This window comes from Lysobacter sp. HDW10 (assembly GCF_011300685.1).
Classification (GTDB): Bacteria; Pseudomonadota; Gammaproteobacteria; order Xanthomonadales; family Xanthomonadaceae; genus Solilutibacter.
Genome location: NZ_CP049864.1, coordinates 94,858 through 115,118, shown reverse-complemented (window position 1 = coordinate 115,118; position 20,261 = coordinate 94,858). Strand labels below are relative to the sequence as shown.

At 55.6% G+C, this 20,261-nt stretch carries 19 protein-coding genes and 2 tRNA genes; 18 read left to right on the top strand and 3 right to left on the bottom strand.

All coding sequences use genetic code 11. From position 1 onward, the window contains the following. Positions 1 to 44 precede the first annotated feature (44 nt). The 7 genes from G7069_RS00545 (at position 45) to G7069_RS00515 (ending at position 8,309) form a co-directional block, all read left to right on the top strand. Positions 45 to 626 carry a GspH/FimT family pseudopilin gene (locus G7069_RS00545; protein WP_166293315.1) on the top strand — a complete coding sequence of 194 codons (582 nt, stop codon included), beginning with the start codon at positions 45 to 47 and terminating at the stop codon, positions 624 to 626. 7 nt (positions 627 to 633) lie between these two features. Continuing rightward, positions 634 to 1,080 carry a type IV pilus modification protein PilV gene (gene pilV, locus G7069_RS00540; protein ID WP_166293314.1) on the top strand — a complete coding sequence of 149 codons (447 nt, stop codon included), beginning with the start codon at positions 634 to 636 and terminating at the stop codon, positions 1,078 to 1,080. Next, complete coding sequence (locus G7069_RS10585; RefSeq protein ID WP_205758760.1) at positions 1,077 to 2,093, top strand: PilW family protein; 1,017 nt, start codon at positions 1,077 to 1,079, stop codon at positions 2,091 to 2,093. Before pilV ends, G7069_RS10585 begins: the two co-directional genes overlap by 4 nt. Continuing rightward, positions 2,090 to 2,659, top strand: a complete 570-nt coding sequence (locus G7069_RS00530) for a PilX N-terminal domain-containing pilus assembly protein (protein ID WP_166293313.1) — start codon at positions 2,090 to 2,092, stop codon at positions 2,657 to 2,659. The genes G7069_RS10585 and G7069_RS00530 overlap by 4 nt, the downstream gene beginning before the upstream one ends. Positions 2,660 to 2,679: 20 nt before the next feature. After that, positions 2,680 to 6,237 carry a PilC/PilY family type IV pilus protein gene (locus tag G7069_RS00525; RefSeq protein WP_166293312.1) on the top strand — a complete coding sequence of 1,186 codons (3,558 nt, stop codon included), beginning with the start codon at positions 2,680 to 2,682 and terminating at the stop codon, positions 6,235 to 6,237. Positions 6,238 to 6,254: 17 nt separating this feature from the next. Further along, the gene (locus tag G7069_RS00520; protein ID WP_343162589.1) at positions 6,255 to 6,668 is read left to right on the top strand and encodes a type IV pilin protein; all 414 of its coding nucleotides are present in this window, start codon (positions 6,255 to 6,257) and stop codon (positions 6,666 to 6,668) included. Positions 6,669 to 6,959: 291 nt separating this feature from the next. Next, a complete protein-coding gene (locus G7069_RS00515) occupies positions 6,960 to 8,309 on the top strand; it encodes a DEAD/DEAH box helicase (RefSeq protein ID WP_166293311.1) in 1,350 nt (449 codons plus the stop codon). 53 nt (positions 8,310 to 8,362) lie between these two features. On the opposite strand, the gene G7069_RS00510 is transcribed toward G7069_RS00515, so the two are convergent. The 3 genes from G7069_RS00510 to G7069_RS00500 form a co-directional block, all read right to left on the bottom strand. Continuing rightward, on the bottom strand, positions 8,363 to 9,262 hold the full coding sequence (locus G7069_RS00510) for an alpha/beta hydrolase (RefSeq protein ID WP_166293310.1): 900 nt from the start codon (positions 9,260 to 9,262) through the stop codon (positions 8,363 to 8,365). 185 nt (positions 9,263 to 9,447) lie between these two features. Continuing rightward, positions 9,448 to 9,524, bottom strand: a tRNA-Asn gene (locus G7069_RS00505). A gap of 35 nt (positions 9,525 to 9,559) precedes the next feature. Further along, positions 9,560 to 10,114 (bottom strand): GspH/FimT family pseudopilin, encoded by a 555-nt coding sequence (locus G7069_RS00500; RefSeq protein WP_166297374.1) that lies wholly within the window; start codon positions 10,112 to 10,114, stop codon positions 9,560 to 9,562. Positions 10,115 to 10,269: 155 nt separating this feature from the next. On the opposite strand from G7069_RS00500, the gene uvrB reads away from it, so the two are divergent. The 11 genes from uvrB (at position 10,270) to G7069_RS00445 (ending at position 20,236) form a co-directional block, all read left to right on the top strand. Beyond that, complete coding sequence (gene uvrB, locus G7069_RS00495) at positions 10,270 to 12,294, top strand: excinuclease ABC subunit UvrB (RefSeq protein ID WP_166293309.1); 2,025 nt, start codon at positions 10,270 to 10,272, stop codon at positions 12,292 to 12,294. Positions 12,295 to 12,385: 91 nt separating this feature from the next. Next, positions 12,386 to 12,895 (top strand): LysM and BON domain-containing protein, encoded by a 510-nt coding sequence (locus G7069_RS00490; protein WP_166293308.1) that lies wholly within the window; start codon positions 12,386 to 12,388, stop codon positions 12,893 to 12,895. A 103-nt stretch (positions 12,896 to 12,998) separates the two neighbouring features. Beyond that, a tRNA-Val gene (locus G7069_RS00485) sits at positions 12,999 to 13,073 on the top strand. A gap of 79 nt (positions 13,074 to 13,152) precedes the next feature. Further along, entirely contained in the window at positions 13,153 to 14,553 is a 1,401-nt protein-coding gene (hemN, locus tag G7069_RS00480) for an oxygen-independent coproporphyrinogen III oxidase (RefSeq protein WP_166293307.1), read from the top strand. An 80-nt stretch (positions 14,554 to 14,633) separates the two neighbouring features. After that, on the top strand, positions 14,634 to 16,115 hold the full coding sequence (gene ccoN / locus G7069_RS00475) for a cytochrome-c oxidase, cbb3-type subunit I (protein ID WP_166293306.1): 1,482 nt from the start codon (positions 14,634 to 14,636) through the stop codon (positions 16,113 to 16,115). A gap of 10 nt (positions 16,116 to 16,125) precedes the next feature. Continuing rightward, the gene (gene ccoO / locus G7069_RS00470) at positions 16,126 to 16,812 is read left to right on the top strand and encodes a cytochrome-c oxidase, cbb3-type subunit II (RefSeq protein ID WP_166293305.1); all 687 of its coding nucleotides are present in this window, start codon (positions 16,126 to 16,128) and stop codon (positions 16,810 to 16,812) included. After that, the gene (locus G7069_RS00465) at positions 16,809 to 16,961 is read left to right on the top strand and encodes a cbb3-type cytochrome c oxidase subunit 3 (RefSeq protein ID WP_166293304.1); all 153 of its coding nucleotides are present in this window, start codon (positions 16,809 to 16,811) and stop codon (positions 16,959 to 16,961) included. The genes ccoO and G7069_RS00465 overlap by 4 nt, the downstream gene beginning before the upstream one ends. Continuing rightward, positions 16,958 to 17,887 carry a cytochrome-c oxidase, cbb3-type subunit III gene (gene ccoP / locus G7069_RS00460; RefSeq protein ID WP_166293303.1) on the top strand — a complete coding sequence of 310 codons (930 nt, stop codon included), beginning with the start codon at positions 16,958 to 16,960 and terminating at the stop codon, positions 17,885 to 17,887. Before G7069_RS00465 ends, ccoP begins: the two co-directional genes overlap by 4 nt. Continuing rightward, a complete protein-coding gene (locus tag G7069_RS00455; RefSeq protein ID WP_205758728.1) occupies positions 17,887 to 18,174 on the top strand; it encodes a hypothetical protein in 288 nt (95 codons plus the stop codon). The genes ccoP and G7069_RS00455 overlap by 1 nt, the downstream gene beginning before the upstream one ends. A 23-nt stretch (positions 18,175 to 18,197) precedes the next feature. Further along, positions 18,198 to 19,736 (top strand): 4Fe-4S dicluster domain-containing protein, encoded by a 1,539-nt coding sequence (locus tag G7069_RS00450; protein WP_205758727.1) that lies wholly within the window; start codon positions 18,198 to 18,200, stop codon positions 19,734 to 19,736. After that, positions 19,733 to 20,236, top strand: a complete 504-nt coding sequence (locus G7069_RS00445) for a FixH family protein (protein ID WP_166293301.1) — start codon at positions 19,733 to 19,735, stop codon at positions 20,234 to 20,236. The genes G7069_RS00450 and G7069_RS00445 overlap by 4 nt, the downstream gene beginning before the upstream one ends. The last annotated feature ends 25 nt before the right edge of the window (positions 20,237 to 20,261 follow it).

Here is a 20,261-nt window from a genome sequence, read left to right as displayed (position 1 = left end):
TCGGGTCACGGTACAAAGGGCGCGGGGACAATCTAAGGTGCTTTATGACGAGTAGGGGATACCACGTGCGCAGTGCTGGCGTTAAATCCAAACAAGGTCAATTCGGCTTCTCATTGGTCGAACTGATGGTTGTGGTCGCTTTGATTTCAATCATTGGTGCCATTGCCGCGCCGAGCTTCACCCAAATGACGCGGCGCGCGCGCTTGACCAGTGCAGGGAATGAGTTTGTGGGTGCGCTACAAACCGCACGAATGACCGCGATTTCTCGAGCACAAACGGTCACGCTGTGCCCGACGGCCGACGGTTCCTCCTGTTCGAACGCAGCGGGTACACGTTGGATTGTCCGCACTGCCGGCAATGAGGTGATCCGGGAGATCACCTTGCCGACAGGTGTGACAGCGCAAGGTAGCCCGAATTTGGTCTCAGCTAATTTTCGCGTGACCTTTGGACCCTCCGGTTTCTCCAAAGCAGGCACCGGTGCTGCAGCGCCCACAACGGCTACCGTGGCTGTGTGTGGCAGCAATATCACGGGCAGCAACGCAATGGATATCACTTCGTCCATGGGACGCGTCACCACAGCACGTCGTACAGCAACCGCCGCGTGCTCGAACCCCACGGAACATTGAGGACACGATGAAGATGCGTTTGAACTCATTTAAACGTCCAAGCGACCAAGCAGGCGTCAGCTTGTTGGAAGTCTTGATTTCGGTGCTGGTGTTGGCCATCGGCATTTTGGGTATTGCGGCGTTGCAAGCCATCACGTTGAAGAACGCTGGCAGTTCGGCATCGCGCACGCAAGCGTCGATTCAGGTGTATTCGATGTTCGACATTATTCGCGGCAATCGCGGCAATATTTCGGGCTACAACACCAACACCTTTGTGGCGGGCGACGGCACCGGTGACCCGGGTTCGATGGCCGCATGGCTCAATAGCTTGCAGACCACGATCGCACCCGACGCAATGGGTCGCGTCATCTGCACGCCTGACACGCAAATTTGCGAAGTGGGTGTCCGTTGGAGTGATGAACGCGCAACCGGCGGCAGCCAAACGCAAGAAATTGTTATCCGGAGCCGCATATGAGTTTCGAACGTTCCAAAATGCCTGCGGCGCAATCCGGCTTCACCCTGGTGGAGCTGATGATTTCACTCGTGCTGGGTTTGCTGGTGATTGCTGCGGCCGGCGGCATTTTCCTATCGAACAAGCGTGTCTATGGTTCGACGGAAGCCACCAATCGGATTCAAGAAAACCAACGCGCAGCGTTTGAAATGATGTCGCGGGACGTTCGCGAAGCAGGTTCGAATCCATGTACGCGCTTCACAGCGACTGCAGGCCCGATCAATCTCTTGGCCGATCGTAGTAATCCTGTTTGGACGACCTATCAAATGGGTTTGACGGGTACTGAAAACGGAACGAGCGATTCTGTCACCGTGTTCAACGCAAGCGGGCGTTCGCGCGTCACCAGCCATTCGACACCCGGTGCAGACCTGACCGTCAGTGACACGGCGGGATTGGTGAATGGTCAAACCTTGATGGTCTGCAACGCAGACACCGCCATTCTGTTCTCGGCAACGAAGATCACCAGTGGCGGAACGACGGTTGGCCATGATGGCACTGCAAATTGTGGCCGTGGCTTTACACGTCAGCCCGATTACGCAAGGTGTAGCGATGCCGTGGCCAGTACGGTGGGTTACTGCTTCAACAGTGTCGACCAAACCACATGTGGTGCCAGCGCAGAACGCGGTCGCTCACCGGCAATGCTTCTTGTGCCTTCGGCCATTCAATGGACGATTGCGGCCAACGGACGCGGCAGCAATTCCTTGTTCAGGACGGTCAATGGCACTGCCAGTGAAATTGCCGAAGGTGTGCAGAGCCTTCAGCTCTCTTACAAGATCGGCAACGCAACCACATTCGTTAATGCTAGTTCAGTCACAGGCACGCAATGGGCAACAGTGACCGCGGTGCGTGTTGCGATGACATTCACTTCTGTGCAAGGTGCGCAATCCACGACAGATGTACGTGGCACCAATAATGCTGCGCTGACCCGATCTGCGGTCGATGTCATCGCACTCCGCAATCATTTGGACATCCAATGAACACGCCGAGCTTCTATGGGATTCAAGGCCGTCAAGGCCAACAAGGTGCCGCATTGATCGTTGTATTGATGCTGCTGATCGTCGTAACTTTGCTTGGACTCGCGTCCATGCGCGGCGCCATCATGCAAGAGCGCATGGCAGCGAATACCTTGGCGCGCGCCGCTGCATTCCAGGCAGCGGAAGCGGGCATGCGTGAAGCTGAGCTTTCCGTGCGTGATGGCACGATCGCTGTCGCGCCGACCAGTGGCTGTTCGGCGGGTCGTTGCGCAAGTCCGGTTGTCACGGCAACACCGCCGTGGGACCTCAATACCTTCTGGACAAATACATCTTCACCCGGCTATCGCCAAGGTACGGCATTGGGTTCAGGGCCGACGGCGATTCAACCGCGATATGTCATCGAAGACTACGGCATGTCGACCGGAGGTGCTGCCGCAGGTGGCCAAGGTGTCGACGGATCCAAAGAGCCGGTTGAGTCACCACCGGATCAAGCCGTGTTCCGTATTACTTCCTACGCCAGTACGCCAAACGGCGCACAGGTGATGCTGCAATCGTTGTACCGCCGCTAAAGCGTTGTTAGGTGATCAAGATGAATATGAAGCGTAAGCATTCCCCTTTGAAGCAGCGCGCGCTACTCGCGGCGTCGGTTGTTGCATGCACAGTGTTGGGTTTGCCAGTCAGCGCGGCGACCTTTCCGAATTCGCCTTTGATCACGGGTGGTGAAGGCATTCCGCCGAACATTCTGATGATCCTCGACGATTCGGGATCCATGGCGTTCGTCAAGATGCCGGATGACGCTTCTGACGGAAACCTTGACGACAATCCTTCGGATCGTTCGGCCGTCAACAACACGATCTACTACAACGCAGCCACGAACTATCGTCCGTGGAGAACATCAAGCACGGATGTCAACGCGCGCTTGGCTGCGGCCGACATCGCGTCACTTTCGACACACACGTCTCAGCTGACGTCGTTTGGAGACCTTAGAAATTCTTCAGAGCTCTACTATTACGTGCCGAAGACCACGGTGACGTCGCCTGGCACCGATGCGAACAATTACGAGAAGTTTCGTGTCGCCACTTCCTCATCGTCAAACTCGGTCAACGGCTCTGTCGTTCAAAAGGTTTCGACCGAAAACTACAGCTCGGTCGTCGTGGCCTCTTTGGCAAAGAGCACCTATACGCCGTGCGTGACGGTTCCCGCCAATGGCTGGGAAAACGTCGTTTTCGAAACGTCGGGTGGAACTGGAGACGCCGATCTCTATGTTTGGAAGGGTGGCAACTGTAGTGGCGGCGAAGACTACAATAGTCGTGGCAATAACAACAACGAGAAAATCACGATCAATTCGCCGAATCGTGACTACAGCTACCGCGTCTACGCGTATTCGGCTGTTACCAATATCACGATCACCGTCAGTCGCAGGAGTTGGGTTGATGCGACGCCGCTCTATAAAGACAAGGCCGGTACGAATCAACAGCGCACGCAAGCAGAAGAGCTTCAGAACGTAGCCAACTGGTACCAGTATTTCAGAACGCGCGCGAAGACCGCTAAAGCAGGTGCTTCGGAAGCCTTTGGTCGCTTGGGTTCACGATACCGCGTGGGTTTCGACACGATTTGGAATCGTGGCAATGTTGTCACCAATACCTCTGGTAGCTCACCGTCCTATCCGATTCCTTTTGCAACGGACGATGGGCTGTTCTCTGGTACGAACAGATCCACCTTCTACTCGAGATTGCAAGGTGCAGGCGCCCAAAGCGGTACGCCGTTGCTTGGCGCGCTCCAGCGCGCTGCGCGCTACTACATGACGGATGATCCGTGGAAGGACTCGTCCGGTCGGATGTTGAGCTGCCGTCAGAACTACTCGATCTTGACGACAGACGGCTTTTGGAATGACGGCGCTGGTTACTCCAGTGTAGGTAACGCGGATTCGGGCAGTCAGTACGGCGACAGTTACGCCAACACTTTGGCCGACGTCGCGTACAAATACTGGAATGAAGACCTGAAGCCGGGCGCGAGCTGGCCGAATAACGTCAGACCGTCAACGGGCGATCCGGCGACGCACCAGCACATGGTGACTTTCGGTGTGTCGATTGGTCTTCAAGGTCGACTGAATCCGAACAACCCGCCGCCGGCGACCTGGGCAGATCCAACGGATCGAGAAGACGCGGATCGTATTGACGACTTGTGGCATGCCGCACTCAATGGTCATGGCAAGTTCGTTGTTGCAGGTGACGCAGATGCCTTTGCAGACGCATTGAAATCAGCGTTGGATACGATTTCCGAACGCACAGCCTCTGGCTCGAACATTGCATCGAGTTCGACTAAGACCGATGCAGGGACGCTGACCTTTGCTGCGAAGTTCACCTCCGGTTCGTGGATTGGCGACTTGTCTGCGAGTCCGTTCAATGCGGCATTGACCGGCGTTTCCACGACGCCCTTGTGGACGCTTTCAAATACCTTCGGGGCGTCAGGGGCCAATGGAAGCTTCGCCAGTCGCTTCGTCTTCACGGCCGGTAGCACCTCGGCAGTTCGTTTTGATCGTAACTATGCGGGTGCGAGTTCCTTTGAGCGTACCGGCGGCGTGGATGCCGTCACAGGTGCGGACAACATCAGCTACATTCTGGGCGATCAAACCAAAGAAGTTGGCCGTGTGAACGGCACGTTGCGCGCCCGCGCGTACCCGATGGGCGATATTGTCGATTCTTCGCCGTCCTATAGTCCAGACACGGGTACGGTGTTTGTAGGCGCCAATGACGGCATGCTTCATGCCATCAACGCGCAAACCGGCCAAGTACTCTTCTCATATATTCCGAGAGGCGTGTCAGCCAATGATTTAAAGACGCTCAGCAGCACGGACTATTCTCACCGGTATTTCGTGGACGGTCAGATTGACGTCATCACCCGGCAGAAACAAGGCAGCAGCAAGAACATCTTGGTGGCAGCACCAGGGCGTGGTGCCAAGGGTGTCTTCGCTTTGGATGTCACCACCCCGACGGGAACGGGAATGTCTTCAGCTGCAAATTACGGTTTGCTGTGGGACAAGACATTTGACACAACAAACGGCACGGTCGACAACGACATGGGCTATGTGCTGGGGAATGTCAGACTGCGTCAAAGCAATAAGAAAGACTCGTCGAACAAGCCGGTGATCTTTGCGATTGTTCCCAATGGCATCGACAGCACGAATGGACGTGCCATCTTGTTCGTATATGAGCTCAATAGCGCAGGTGGCGTTGATGCGACTTATAAGCTAACAACTGACACTGCCACGGGCAACGGCATGATGTCCACGGGTTTGGCTGATTTGGATGGCAACGGTACGATTGACACCCTGTATGGTGGCGATCTATTGGGTCGCGTTTGGAAGTGGGACATTTCGGTGCTCGATTCAACGCATGCCATGCCGACCGCGGGTACCAAGATCTTCGCAGCAACAGACGGCACTACGGCTCAACCGATCACGGGTGGCATTGGTGTTGCGCGTGACACGGCCGGCCAAATCTTCCTTGGTTTTGGTACGGGTCGATTGCTGTCGCTATCTGACTTGCCCGGCAATACCGGTTATGTCGCGCAGACGCAGAGTATGTATGGCATCAAGGACAATGGCACCTTGGTCACACGCGCTAACTTGCAAGCACGAACGATTCCTTACACAGGCACGGTCAATAGCTTGCCCGTGCGTGGGTTCGAGGCTTATTCGGATTTGCCGACGAGCGCGAAAGGTTGGTATATCGATTTAGGTATTCCGGCGGCAACTTCGGCGGGCGAGCGCGTCATCACTGCGCCTACTGTTGTGGGTTCAGCGATGTGGCTCACCTCAGTCATCCCCGCCCAGGGCAGTGATTGCTCGGGTGCATTGGGCAGTGGTTACTTGAACGTGCTGAATATTTTCACCGGCACCAGCCCCTTGCAAAACAGCTTCTTCGACACAACGGCAACGATTCCGGGGAGTGGTAGCAATCCGGCGGGTTTGATCGGCTCGATGGGTATCGTCGGTGGTATGCCGACCGAAGTGAACGTCACCTCGCAACTGGCCACGGTCGGTGACGGTGGTGGTGGTTCGCCGGTCAGCTTCAAGCGTACGCTTCCGCTGGGTGGTATCCCGCAGCGCATGACTTGGCGTGAAATTGTGCCGCAGGACGACTAATGAAAAGGACACTCACAATGATGCATTCGAACCGTCGCGTTGCAGGCTTCACGCTGGTGGAATTGATGATCGTAGTTGCGATCATCGCCATCTTGGGTGCGGTCGCTTATCCGAGCTACATTGAGCACGTGCGCAAGACGCGTCGTGCGGCGGCAGCCGGTTGCATGATGGAAGCCAGCCAGTTCATGGAGCGCTACTACACCACCAACATGACCTACTTGGGCGGCGCGTTGCCAAACTTGGGTTGCATCAATGAAGTGTCGCAGTACTACACGGTCGGCTTGAACGGCGCAGCGACCGCGACGACGTTCACGGTCCAAGGCGTGCCGACGGGTGCACAAAATGACGCTAAGTGCGGCACCCTGACCATTGATCAGAAGGGCACCAAGACCAAGTCCGGGTCGGCATCAAACGTTGCACAGTGCTTCTGACGTCATCTGATACGTTCAAACTTTGGCACCCTCTCCGCAGTGCGGAGAGGGGAGCCCGCGGTTCTGCTATAATTTAAAAGTTCGCGCTCGGCTGGTCCGTTTTCCCAGGCAGCCCGCCGCGTGATGCCATTGCATCATCCGGCTCTTCTATCGCACGTCTTTCGCAGCACGAACACGATCTGATCTACTTTCAGCATCGTCATTACTTTTAGGCTTGCAGCGCGAATGTGGATCGCTCCGAGTCAAAACACTGCCCTGATGTCCAGGGTTGTGCATCACTTTGGAGTCATCATGAATTTCGATACCCTCGGGCTTTCGCCCGCAATCCTGCGTGCGCTCGCAGAAAAAAATTACAACACTGCCACCCCGATCCAACAGCAGGCGATTCCGCTTGTATTGTCGGGGCACGATGTTTTGGGCGCCGCACAAACCGGCACCGGTAAGACCGCAGCCTTTGCGTTGCCGGTCTTGAACCGTTTGAGCAAAACCACACCGCCAGCCGGCCCGCGCAAGCCGCGCGCGCTGATTTTGGTGCCGACACGCGAATTGGCTGTCCAAGTGGCTGACAGCTTCAAGAAATACGGCCGTCATTTGCGCTTGAACGTGAATACCTTGTTCGGTGGCGTGGGCATGCAGCCGCAAGTCCAACAATTGCGTTTGGGCGTGGACGTGCTTGTCGCATGTCCGGGTCGTTTGATCGACCATCTCGATCGTGGCAGCGTCAAGCTGGACGCGATTGAAATGTTGGTGATGGACGAAGCCGATCGCATGCTCGACATGGGCTTTTTGCCGGCGATCAAGCGCATCGTCAACCGCTTGCCGAAAGATCGTCAAACAATGATGTTCTCGGCGACTTTCGAAGCGCGCATCAAGCAACTCGCTTTGGAGTTCATGAACAATCCGAAGCAAGTTCAAGTGGCCACGCAAAATGCCGTTGCACATACCGTGACCCACCGCGTGCATCCGGTCGATGGCTCGCGTAAGAAGGATCTACTTGTCCAGATTCTTGCCGAACGTCATAACGATCAAGTGCTCGTCTTCGGCAAGACCAAACATGGTTGCAATCGTTTGGCCGAACAACTCGAAAAGGCAGGCCTCCCGGCGGTCGCGATCCATGGCAACAAGAGCCAAGGCGCACGTCAAAAGGCACTATCCGAATTCAAGTCCGGCAAGGCGCGCATCCTGGTCGCTACCGACGTCGCAGCACGTGGACTCGACATTCCCGATCTGCCTTTGGTGATCAATCATGATCTCCCGATGGTCGCGGAAGATTACGTGCACCGCATCGGCCGTACCGGTCGCAACGGCGCCACCGGTGAAGCGCTGTCACTCGTGTGTGCGGAAGAAGGTCATTTGCTGAAGCAAATCCAACGCGTCCTGAGCGCGGACATCGTGATGGAACACGTCAACGGCTTTACGCCATCGCGTGCAATCAATCTCAATGCCAAGGCGCCGAAGCAAGCGCCGCGCGGCCCGCGTCCGCCACGTGCTGCAGGTGCGACCCGTTCGCATGGCAACACCGCTTCTCCGGGCGGTAGCTACGGCAAGCCGAAGGCGCAAGCCCATGCGGGCAAGCCGGCAGGTCGTCCGGCAGGCAATCGCCCGCCGTCGCGTACCCACCGTCAAACACCGCGCGGCTAATAAGCTGTCTCACGTTTGAAATGAAGAACGGGTGCTTAGGCACCCGTTCTTTTTTAGTTCACCCAAGCAGCAATTGTGCGTGCCACCTCTCGCGTGTAGGCCGAAGGTTCGCCCAAATCATGATTGATTTCACCGTGATCCATGGCTTCAGGCAGCACACGCATGGACACGCCAAGACGCTGTGCTTTATCTGCGAATGCGCGCCCCTCATCACAGGGCGAAGTCGGTACATGCCGCGTGCTTGAACACACGATCAACATGGGCAGCGCATTACGCGCGAGCTGGTCATAGGGCGAGCTCTTCGCCCAATAACGCGGGTTATCACCGAAGGCATTCTTGTACAGCTGAGGCACCCTGCGTTGCGACATCAAGCTTGGAACATTCAGTGCGCCGCTATCCAAAGAGACCACGCCAAGCGGTCGTTTCGCACCCGATTCCCGCAGGAGGCGCGGATCTGCACCGAGTAGTGCAACCAGATGTGCGCCCGCAGAATGTCCCATCAAGACCACTCTTGAATCATCGATCTGCCATTCGCGCGCGCGACTTTGTACAACAGCCAAGGCACGTGCCACATCTTTCGCTTGTGACACGGGATCTGCGTCTGGCACCAAACGGTAGTTCGTAGACACGACCGCATAGCCTTTGGGAATCCAATACGCGAGCTTGTTCTCAATGCCCGGGTTGTCCTTGCCCCCGTTTGCCCATCCGCCGCCATGGACATAAAAAATTACGGGTGCGTTGCGTGCACGTGCCGGCAACCATATGTCGAATCGCTGGGCCTGATCTCGGCCATAAGCGACATTCAAAATGGCTTCGGTACCGGGTGGCGTTTTGACGGGCCGATCCTGTCGGCTTGCTGCGCGCATGCGCGTGATGCGATCACCAAAGGACTGCGCCTCAAGGGCGGGCGCGAAGAGTAGGGCGGCTAACAAAATCCAGGGCAATGATTTCATGAGGCATTTCCTGTGTGGGGGGAAGGGCAATCCACGTTTAAGGGATGCCCATGCCGTCAACGCGTCAATCGCACGTTGGGCATACAGGAATGCATTTCATTCAGCGCGGAGCAATAAACACGACTTTCGTGCATTTCCGCAATAAAAAAGGGCTGCGATCGCTCGCAACCCTTTTCATTCAAAACTGGCGCCCGAAGTTGGACTCGAACCAACGACCCCCTGATTAACAGTCAAGTGCTCTAACCGGCTGAGCTATTCGGGCGGGAACGGGGATTTTAAAGAGTCCTGACCGGAAGATCAAGCGGGACAGGTGCTTTCCCGCTGAGGACGCTCGACGCGAGCACGCCCGCCGTTGTTGACCACCAATTTGGCATGAATACGCGATTTCACGCAGTAAGTCACCGTTAGATTCGCGCCCATGCTGAGACCATCAGGGCGGTACACGATCGATTTGCGACCTGCCGTCGAACGAACCGATAAACCGCCCGTCTTGCCCTTCTGGTGGACGTAAACGATGGCTTCGTCAGCATCGCGACGACGATTGTGGTTTCGATCCTCAAACGACACCCAGCCCTGTAGCCAATCGGTCGTGAGGTCACAGGTTTCGCCGTTCTGACTTGGGCACACCACCACGTCGGTGCCTTTCGAAATGGCGCGTACCCGTGCTGTCGCGAAATCCACCGTCATTGCGGAGAGCAATGTGTCTGCCCTCAACCTGTGCATCAAGCCCGCAAATGCAGGTGCCGCAAAGCCCGATAGCAGGGCGACGACCACCACGGTCATACACAGCTCAATCAAGGTAAATCCGGCCTGCTTGCCATCCATGGCGTACTCCTTCTTCCTTGCGGTCATCTTGGTCTCATAACTTGAGACGGAAAAGCAGCAGACTCTGTATCTGCTGTCAGTCTTTCCTCCGCGATGCCTACACGGGGCGTAGTCGCTCGGGGCTTAGACTAGTTGGTCGAAGACGGCGCGCGACGCCTTGGCTCATTGGATTGAATTGCACCATGTCAGAAGACGCAGGTTTTCAGCTCTATTCCCCCTATCAACCCGCAGGCGAGCAACCGCAAGCCATCAGTAGACTGATTCAGGGATTCGAATCGGGTCTCGCGCACCAAACATTGTTGGGCGTTACCGGGTCAGGCAAAACGTTCACGATCGCAAACGTGGTGCAGGCGATTCAGCGCCCCACGCTCGTCATGGCGCACAACAAGACATTGGCCGCGCAACTCTATGGTGAGTTCAAGTCGTTCTTTCCCAAGAATGCGGTGGAATATTTCGTCAGTTACTACGACTACTACCAGCCGGAAGCCTATGTGCCGTCGTCCGACACATTTATTGAGAAAGACAGCGCCATCAACGAGCACATCGAACAGATGCGTTTGTCTGCAACAAAATCATTGTTGTCGAGGCCGGATGCCCTGATCGTCGCAACTGTTTCTGCCATCTATGGTTTGGGCGATCCAGACGACTATTTGAAGTTGCGCTTGATTCTGGCCGTCGGTGAACGCATTCAACAGCGTGCGTTGATTCAACACCTCACCGAATTGCAGTACGTTCGCAATGATGTCGAACTGCGTCGCGGTACCTTCCGCGTACGCGGTGAAGTCATTGACGTGCATCCCGCGGAAAGTGAAGAAGAAGCCTTGCGCATTGAACTCTTTGATGGCGAGGTCGAAGGTTTGTCGCTGTTTGACCCGCTCACGGGCGCAATCAAACGCAAGGTGCGTGGCTACACGATTTATCCCAGAACGCACTACGCGAGTACGCGCGAAAGTGTATTGAACGCGATCGAAACCATTAAGAGTGAGTTGGCAGATCGGTTGGCAGAACTCACTGCGCAGAACAAATTGTTAGAAGCACAACGGTTGGCGCAACGAACGCGATTTGATTTGGAGATGATGGCAGAAGTGGGTTTCTGCAACGGCATCGAGAACTACTCTCGCCATCTCACGCGCAGGCTCGAGGGCGAGCCACCGCCCACGTTGTTTGACTACCTGCCGCCCGATGCACTCTTGGTCGTGGACGAATCGCACGTGACCGTGCCGCAAATCGGTGGGATGTATCGCGGCGACCGCGCACGAAAGGAAACGCTGGTGGATTTCGGGTTCCGCCTGCCTTCAGCGCTCGACAATCGTCCCTTGCGCTTTGAGGAATGGGAAGAGCGCGCACCCAGAACGATCTTCGTGTCCGCAACGCCCGGCAAGTATGAAATTGAAAAGAGTGGCGAAGAAGTCGTCGAACTCGTGGTGCGCCCGACGGGCTTGGTGGATCCGGAAGTTGAGATTCGACCGGTGGGAACACAAGTGGATGACCTCTTGGGTGAAATCAAAGAACGCGTAGAGATGGGTGACCGCGTGCTAGTGACGACACTCACCAAGCGCATGTCTGAAAACCTCACCGAATACTTGGATGAGCATGGCGTTCGCGTGCGCTATTTGCATTCCGATATCGATACGGTCGAGCGCGTGGAAATCATTCGTGATTTGCGACTTGGCAAGTTCGATGTGTTGGTCGGCATCAACCTTTTGCGCGAAGGTTTGGACATGCCCGAAGTGTCATTGGTGGCCGTGCTTGATGCAGATAAAGAAGGCTTCCTGCGCTCGGCCAGTGCGCTGATTCAAACGATTGGTCGTGCGGCGCGTAACGTCCGCGGCAAAGCCATCTTGTATGCAGACCGCATCACGAAATCCATGCAAGTTGCGCTGGATGAAACGAAGCGCCGTCGCGAAAAGCAAGAAGCCTACAACCTTGAACACGGCATCGTACCCAAGTCGGTGAGCAAGCCGATCGTCGATATCATGGAGGGGGCGCGTGAGGATGCGGCTTCCGCACGCAACGCAAAAGGAAAGGGCACACGCCGTGTGGCAGAGCCCGAATTCGATCCGCGGACACTCACACCTGAAGCCTTGGCAAAGCGAATCAAAGCGCTCGAGCAAAAGATGTACCAGCACGCGCGAGATCTCGAGTTCGAAGAGGCCGCAAGTACGCGAGATCAGTTGCGCATATTGAGAGAAGCTGAACTGAGTTGATGCGTACGGCGCATCTTGATGTGCCCCTAACAATCACCGTGCGACGCTGAGGTGGTGAACTTCTCCACGACACTGCCAACAAGGATGACTCATGAGTTTTATTGATTTCGTGAAAGATGCGGGTGAAAAAATCTTCAAGCCAGGTGAAGCCAAAGCCGAAGGCGCGCTGCAAGCCGCACTGACCGACAATGGCATTGACCATTCAGGTATGAAGATCGAAGTGGACGGCTCGACGGTCACGCTGAGCGGACAAGCCACTGACATCATGAGCAAGGAAAAGGCCGTGCTGATTGCCGGCAATGTGCAAGGCATCGATAAGGTGGATGATCAGCTCACGGTGCCGGTGAGCAATGCCGATTTCAGCGACGTCCAGAGTTCCGTTGAGACGGTTCAAAACATCGGTTCCGGCGGTGGTGGTGGCGAGGGCTGGACCTCACGCACCTACACCGTGGAAAAGGGCGATACCTTGTCCAAGATTTCCAAGGAAATGTACGGCGATGCCAATAAGTACAACCGGATTTTCGAGGCCAATAAGCCGATGCTGAAGCACCCGGACAAGATTTATCCGGGTCAGGTACTGCGCATTCCGGCCGAAGACTAAGATTCCTTAGATTTCGCGCCAGCGACAGCCCAGAGCCGCCCCACGGGGCGGCTTTTGCGTGCTTGAGCTCACCGCAAACCTTCGTTATACTTGCCGGCTTCACGGGCGGTTAGCTCAGCGGTAGAGCACTACCTTGACATGGTAGGGGTCACAGGTTCGAACCCTGTACCGCCCACCACTTCCTTCGGAAGTGGCCTTCAGACCCATTATTGATTTGAATCAAGGCGGTTCCCAGCGCAGACACGTAGTCTGCTCGCATGGAAGACACGCCAATACGCTTTGATCCCGAATTGCTCCGTCGCTATGACACGGCCGGTCCGCGTTATACCTCGTATCCGACGGCGCCAAGATTCACGGATGCATTCGGTCAGACCGAACTCTACGCGGCTATCGCGCAATCCAACGACGAACCGATTCCGCGAAAGCTATCGCTTTACGTCCACGTGCCATTCTGCGAATCACCGTGCTTCTACTGCGGCTGCAATCGCATCATCACGCGCGACAAGTCCAAGGCCGATCTCTACCTCAAACGACTCTATCGAGAGTTTGCGCTGTTGGCGGAACATTTCGATCAAGACAGGGAAGTGGTGCAGCTGCACTTCGGTGGCGGCACGCCCAATTTCTTGACACCCGAACAATTGAACGAAGTGGTGGCTTTGCTTCGCAACCAGTTCAACTTCTCGAACGCATCTGACCGCGATATTTCAATCGAGCTGGATCCGCGATTCGTCAAACCGGACGACATCTTCAAGCTGGCCAAGGCTGGATTCAATCGCGCGAGCTTAGGTGTCCAGGATTTTGATTTGGCCGTGCAAGAAGCGGTGAATCGCGTGCAATCCATTGAAGAAACGCGCGCCATTGTCGATGCGTGCCGCGCCTCCGGATTTGAGTCCGTGAACCTGGATTTGATCTACGGACTGCCCAATCAAACGGTCGAAAGTTTTCGCAAGACTTTGGATGAAGTCTTGGCGATTCGCCCCGATCGTTTGGCTGTGTACGGCTATGCGCATATGCCGCACTTGTTCAAGCCGCAAAAACAACTGGATGCAAGCTTGCTACCGACGGCGCACACACGATTGGAACTGTTGCGGTGTGCGATCGAAACCTTGACGGCCGCGGGCTACGTCTACATCGGCATGGATCACTTCGCTTTACCCGGCGATAGCCTTGCGAAGGCAAGAGAAGCGGGGACTTTGCACCGAAATTTCATGGGCTACACGACGCACGCCAATACAGACCTCATTGGCTTTGGTGTCAGCGCGATTAGCAAGATCGGCGGAACCTTCAGCCAAAACCCGCGTGATCTCAATGATTGGGAGCTCGCACTCGACGAAGATCGTTTGCCCGTCTTCCGAGGCATGAACTTGGACAAAGACGATGAGCTTCGTGCAGATTTGATTCAAAACTTGATGTGTCAAGGCGAAGTGTCGCTTGATGCGCTCTCCAAGCGACACAACATCGATGGACAGCGCTATTTCGCCGAAGAAATCGCGCAAATGGCCGCGTTTGAAGCGGATGGCCTCTTGCATCGTGATGAAAGTGGCATCCACGTCACGCTCAAAGGCCGCTTTTTCCTGCGCAACATTGCGATGTGTTTTGACCGGTATTTGAGCAAAAACGTGACGCTTGAAAAGCCAACGCATTCACGTTCACTTTGATTAATTGATACAGATCAAGAAGCTTTTTTATAAATGGGGCAGTATCATGCGATAGATACTGCGCCGGATCGAGATACGCAATGACAAATGCATCCGCTGAAGCACCCGTGGCAGCGACAAAAAACGCTGCGCCACTGGGCTATTACAACGACAAAGTCGTCAAACAATTCGCCATAGCCACTGTGATTTGGGGCATCGTCGGTATGACCGTCGGCCTGTTTATCGCCGCCCAGCTGTACTGGCCGACCTTGGGCGAGGGGATTCCGTGGTTATCGTATGGTCGACTGCGTCCCTTGCACACCAATGCGGTGATTTTTGCGTTTGGTGGGTGTGCGTTGTTCGCGACCAGTCTCGATGTGGTTCAGCGCACGTGTCATACGCGCGTAATTTCAGACAAGCTTGCGGCCTTTGTGTTCTGGGGCTGGCAAGCGATCATCGTTGCAGCCGCGATTTCTTTGCCATTGGGTTATACGCAAGGTAAGGAATACGCAGAGCTCGAATGGCCGATCGATATCGCCATTGCCATTGTTTGGGTGGCGTACGCCGTGCTGTTCTTCGGCACCATCGCCAAGCGTCGCGTGAACCATATTTACGTGGCGAACTGGTTCTTCGGTGGCTACATCCTGGCCATCGCATTGCTGCATATCGTGAACAACATTTCCATGCCGGCTGGCGGCATGAAGTCGTACTCCGCGTACGCCGGTGCCGTCGACGCCATGGCGCAATGGTGGTACGGCCATAACGCAGTCGGCTTCCTGCTGACGGCAGGCTTCCTCGGCATGATGTACTACTACGTGCCGAAACAAGCCGGTCGGCCGATCTATTCTTACCGCCTGTCGATCGTCCACTTCTGGGCATTGATCGCTGTGTACATGTGGGCAGGCCCGCACCATTTGCACTACACCGCGTTGCCAGATTGGGCGCAGTCCGTTGGCATGGTGTTCTCGCTGATCTTGCTCGCACCGAGCTGGGGCGGCGCAATGAACGGCATTCTGACCCTCTCCGGCGTGTGGCATAAATTGCGCACAGATCCGATTTTGAAATTCCTGATCGTGGCCATCAGCTTCTACATGATCGCGACCTTCGAAGGCCCGATGATGTCGATCAAGACGGTGAACTCGTTGTCGCACTACACCGATTGGACCGTGGGCCACGTTCACGCAGGTGCCTTGGGTTGGGTCGCAATGATTTCGATCGGTTCGATCTATGCCTTGATTCCGAAATTGGTCGGCAAGAAAGAAATGCATTCGGTGAAGCTCATCGATACGCACTTCTGGGTGCACACGATCGGCGTGTTGCTGTACATCGCTTCGATGTGGATCGCAGGCATCATGCAAGGTTTCATGTGGCGTCAAACGAAAGCCGACGGCACCTTGACCTACAGCTTTGCCGAAGCCTTGAATGCCACGTACCCGTATTACTTTGTCCGCGCAGCCGGCGGTTTGCTGGTGGTCGCAGGCATGCTGCTGATGGCCTACAACGTTTGGAAGACCTTCGCCGCGACGAAACCGGTACTGAACCCGGTGTTGCAACCCGATCCGTCGGACGCACGCGTGGCCTAAGGATAAGAACATGAGCAAACAAGATAAAAAATCAGAGCACGTCGCCGGTACCAACGCGCACCAAAAGATCGAACGCAACGTCGGTTTGCTGGCGGTCCTGATCACCATCGCTGTGTCATTTGGTGGTTTGGCCGAAATCGTGCCGATGATGTTCCAAGCTGAAGCGATCAAACCGTTGCCAGGTGTAAAGCCCTATCCGGCGTTGCAGTTGGCAGGCCGCGACATTTATGTGCGCGAAGGTTGCTACAACTGTCACTCGCAAATGGTTCGCACCTTGCGTTTCGAAAGCGAACGCTACGGCCAATACTCATTGGCAGGTGAATCGGTCTATGACCGTCCGTTCCAATGGGGCAGCAAGCGCACAGGTCCTGACCTTGCACGTGTCGGTGGTCGTTATAGCGACGAATGGCACCGTGAACACTTGAAGGATCCGCGTTCGTTGGTGCAAGAATCCAACATGCCGTCCTTCCCGTGGTTGGCAGAAAACACCTTGAACGCCGAACAGTTGCAATCGCATATGCGCGCACTGAAGCGCTTGGGTGATCCCTACACCGACGCTGATATTCAAAATGTGCCGAAAGCGCTTGCGGGCAAGACCGAACTCGATGCGGTCGTGGCCTATCTGCAAGGGCTTGGCAAAGCACGTGCACAAAATCGCGCCAATGATGCAGCCGCCGCTGCGGCAGGTGCGAAATGAGTCCGGGTGCACTGTCGGGCGTGATTTCCCTAGTCTTGCTGGTCTTATTTGTGGCCGGTTGGTTCTGGGTTTGGAGTCCCAAACGTCGCGAAGTATTTGATGCTGCGGCACGACTGCCGCTGGAAGGATCGGAAGGGGACGCACAATGACAACGGGTTGGTCGATTTACGTCATCTTCTTGGTGACGCTCAACATTGTCGGCGTCGCGGCTTTGCTGATGTGGACGGCAAAACGTCGCCCGGGCGATCCGAAACCGACAGACACCAGTCACGTGTGGGACGGCGACATCACCGAATACAACAAGCCGTTGCCGCGTTGGTGGATCATTCTGTTCTGGCTCACGATCGTCTTCTCGATTGGCTACCTGGTGTGGTATCCGGGTTTCGGTAACTTCAAGGGCGTCTCGAAGTGGACGTCTGCATCCGAACACGATCAACAAAAGAAGATTGAAGACGCAAAGATTGATAAAGCCTTCGCGCCCTACAAGGGATTGTCGATCGATCAAATTGCGAAAGATCCGACGGCCGTGAAAATGGGCCGCGCAATCTTTGCCAACAACTGCGCAACCTGCCACGGTTCTTCGGGTAAGGGTGCAACCAACGGTTACCCCAATCTCACCGACACCATTTGGAAGTGGGGCGGTACGCCTGAAGATATTCTCGTCAGCATTCAAAAGGGTCGCGAAGGCTTGATGACCCCTTGGGGTACGGTCTTGACCGGCATGGGTGGCCCGAATGCGGTCGACTCTGTTGCGGCCTATGTGCGCACCTTGTCAGATCCGTCGTTGATGAAGAACAACTTCATGGCGTCGAACGGCAAGTCCATGTATGACGGCGTCTGTGTTGCATGTCACATGAAAGACGGCAAGGGCAATACCGCCATCGGCGCACCTGATTTGACTGACAAAGACTGGCTCTACGGTGATTCAACCGCGGCCATTCGCGAGTCGATTCAAAACGGACGCCACGGCATCATGCCGCCGCACTTGGAATTGTTGGGTGACACTCGGACGCGCGTGGTCGGTGCCTACGTGTGGTCAATATCTCATCAGGCAAACAACGCAGAGGCGAATTGATGGAAGCAGAACGCCAGTTCGATCATCCGCCGCGCCCATTGGCGCAACGCATCGGCGCCATTTTGTGGCCGAGTTTTTTCGCTGCAGGCGTTTGTACGATGGTGTTCTTTGCGTTTGTTGATCCGATCGTCATGCGTGACATGACCTTCCCGGATATGCCGATGTCGCGTGGCTTCGGATACACGATCGGGTTTTTCATGTTCTGGAGCGCAACGGCAGCATCAAGTTTGTTTACTTGGTTGCTGTTGCGCCCCTCAAGTCGTTTTAACCACAGGCTGGATTCTTAAGCCGGCCTCTCGCTGGAAAACAAGTGAAAAAATCGATCGACATTGCGTTGGACGAAGAAAACCTCTCCAACTATGTGAGCGAGCGCAAAGTCTATCCGCGTGATGTGCGCGGCACATTCGATAGGCTGCGAAGAATTGCGGTGTTCGTGCTGCTTGGCATGTATTACCTGTTCCCTTGGCTGGCCTGGGGTGGCCGCCAGGCCGTGTTGTTCGACATGCCGGCGCGCAAATTCCATATTTTCGGCATTACGCTATGGCCGCAAGATTTCCCCTTGCTGGCTTTGCTTTTGATCATCGCGGGCATGGCCTTGTTTTTCTTTACGGCACTCGCGGGTCGTCTTTGGTGCGGCTATGCCTGTCCGCAAACCGTCTGGACCGAAACCTTCCTTTGGATGGAACGCTGGACGGAAGGTGATCGCAACGCACGCATGAAGTTGGATGCGGGTCCGTGGAACCGCAACAAGATCGTGCGTAAAACCAGCAAACATGTGCTTTGGTTGGTGTTTGCGTTGTGGACCGGCTTCACCTTTGTGGGTTTCTTCACACCGATTCGTGAATTGGCGCTGCGTTTGCCGCACGGCGAGTGGGGTGGCTGGGAAACCTTCTGGGTTTTGTTCTATGCATTAGCCACTTGGGGCAATGCCGGCTTCTTGCGCGAGCAAGTGTGCAAGTACATGTGTCCCTATGCGCGTTTCCAAAGCGCAATGTTTGACCGCAATACTTTGATCATTGCCTATGACCCCATGCGCGGCGAACCGCGCGGCCCGCGTAAGCGTGGCCTGGGTAGCGTGCTAGAGCGCGGTAGAGGTTTGCTCGACAAGCTCACTGCGTACGACTACGTCTTCCGCGTCGCGCAGCACCCGACTGCGGCAGACAATCGCGCGCATGCCAAAGGCACCATCACCTTTGATTCGGATGTCGCACTGCCATTGCCGAAGTTCAGCACTGAGGAGCTGGGCGACTGTATTGACTGCACGATTTGCGTGCAGGTCTGTCCCGTTGGCATTGATATTCGTAACGGCCTGCAATACGAGTGCATTGCCTGTGGCGCGTGTATCGACGCCTGTGACGAAGTGATGGACAAGATGGGCTATCCACATGGCCTGATCCGCAATACAACGCAGAACGCCATTGATGGCGGTGTCACCACAGTGATGCGTCCGCGCATTTGGGTGTACGGTCTCTTGTTGCTCGGTCTGCTCTCTGCGTTTACGTATGGCCTCGCCAATCGAAGCACGATGATTGCTGACATCCTGCGAGATCGAAATGCGCTATATCGCGAAACCGCCACAGGATTGGAAAACGGCTACACCTTGAAGATTGCGAACAAGACGGATGTATCGCAAGACTATCTGGTGTCGCTGGATGCAAAAGGTGCACCGCTGAATTTGCGTGCGATGAAACCTGTGCATGTTGCCGCTGGTGATGTGGTCGAATCACCGCTTCTTGTGGATGGCCCGAAAGCGATTGAAGGGCGCCATGCGGTGGAATTCAAAGTGCAATCTGCAGACGGCGCAAGTCAAGCCGTCGTGAAAAGTAGCTTCTTCGGAAAGATGGAATGAATACGCAAAAGCGCTCGCCCTGGCGCGAGCCGATGGTGTGGATGATCACGGCGATTCCGCTCTTGTCATTCTTTGCGGTGGGTGGCCTGATCTGGGCGTCCAACCACGCAGGCGGCGTCGATGGCGTCTCTGACGCAGTGCAACGCACCGGTCAAATTCAAACGGCCAATACAGGGCCCGTTGAACAAGCCGTGCAGTTGAATCTATCCGCGGTGATCAAGTTCGATGGCAAGCGCATCGAAGTCATTCCTGCGTCGGGCGAGTTTGATCGCTCGCGTGATTTGGTTTTAAAACTGCACCACCCAGTGTCCGCTTCGGAAGACAAAGCGCTGACACTGAAAGGCACCGTCACCGGCTGGGCGGTCGAGACTGATCTCCCGATGACGCACGATTGGGTGGTCGAACTGATGCCTGACGATGGCTTTTGGCGCTTGGACGGGCGATGGCCGATGGCGCAGCAGGCAACACTTCTCAAGCCTTCTCTGACCCCTTCAAAGTGAAGCGTGACGTGCAACCGCGCGTCTT

What these genes read in the sequence shown, in the direction of transcription:
- G7069_RS00465 (WP_166293304.1), top strand. Translation starts at nt 16,809, where the DNA reads ATGAGTCCGGGTGCACTGTCGGGCGTGATTTCCCTAGTCTTGCTGGTC.
- G7069_RS00525 (WP_166293312.1), top strand. Translation starts at nt 2,680, where the DNA reads ATGAATATGAAGCGTAAGCATTCCCCTTTGAAGCAGCGCGCGCTACTC.
- G7069_RS00510 (WP_166293310.1), bottom strand. Translation starts at nt 9,262, where the DNA reads ATGAAATCATTGCCCTGGATTTTGTTAGCCGCCCTACTCTTCGCGCCC.
- hemN (WP_166293307.1), top strand. Translation starts at nt 13,153, where the DNA reads ATGGAAGACACGCCAATACGCTTTGATCCCGAATTGCTCCGTCGCTAT.
- G7069_RS00490 (WP_166293308.1), top strand. Translation starts at nt 12,386, where the DNA reads ATGAGTTTTATTGATTTCGTGAAAGATGCGGGTGAAAAAATCTTCAAG.
- G7069_RS10585 (WP_205758760.1), top strand. Translation starts at nt 1,077, where the DNA reads ATGAGTTTCGAACGTTCCAAAATGCCTGCGGCGCAATCCGGCTTCACC.
- pilV (WP_166293314.1), top strand. Translation starts at nt 634, where the DNA reads ATGAAGATGCGTTTGAACTCATTTAAACGTCCAAGCGACCAAGCAGGC.
- G7069_RS00445 (WP_166293301.1), top strand. Translation starts at nt 19,733, where the DNA reads ATGAATACGCAAAAGCGCTCGCCCTGGCGCGAGCCGATGGTGTGGATG.
- ccoN (WP_166293306.1), top strand. Translation starts at nt 14,634, where the DNA reads ATGACAAATGCATCCGCTGAAGCACCCGTGGCAGCGACAAAAAACGCT.
- ccoP (WP_166293303.1), top strand. Translation starts at nt 16,958, where the DNA reads ATGACAACGGGTTGGTCGATTTACGTCATCTTCTTGGTGACGCTCAAC.
- ccoO (WP_166293305.1), top strand. Translation starts at nt 16,126, where the DNA reads ATGAGCAAACAAGATAAAAAATCAGAGCACGTCGCCGGTACCAACGCG.
- G7069_RS00530 (WP_166293313.1), top strand. Translation starts at nt 2,090, where the DNA reads ATGAACACGCCGAGCTTCTATGGGATTCAAGGCCGTCAAGGCCAACAA.
- G7069_RS00515 (WP_166293311.1), top strand. Translation starts at nt 6,960, where the DNA reads ATGAATTTCGATACCCTCGGGCTTTCGCCCGCAATCCTGCGTGCGCTC.
- G7069_RS00545 (WP_166293315.1), top strand. Translation starts at nt 45, where the DNA reads ATGACGAGTAGGGGATACCACGTGCGCAGTGCTGGCGTTAAATCCAAA.
- G7069_RS00500 (WP_166297374.1), bottom strand. Translation starts at nt 10,114, where the DNA reads ATGACCGCAAGGAAGAAGGAGTACGCCATGGATGGCAAGCAGGCCGGA.
- G7069_RS00520 (WP_343162589.1), top strand. Translation starts at nt 6,255, where the DNA reads ATGATGCATTCGAACCGTCGCGTTGCAGGCTTCACGCTGGTGGAATTG.
- uvrB (WP_166293309.1), top strand. Translation starts at nt 10,270, where the DNA reads ATGTCAGAAGACGCAGGTTTTCAGCTCTATTCCCCCTATCAACCCGCA.
- G7069_RS00455 (WP_205758728.1), top strand. Translation starts at nt 17,887, where the DNA reads ATGGAAGCAGAACGCCAGTTCGATCATCCGCCGCGCCCATTGGCGCAA.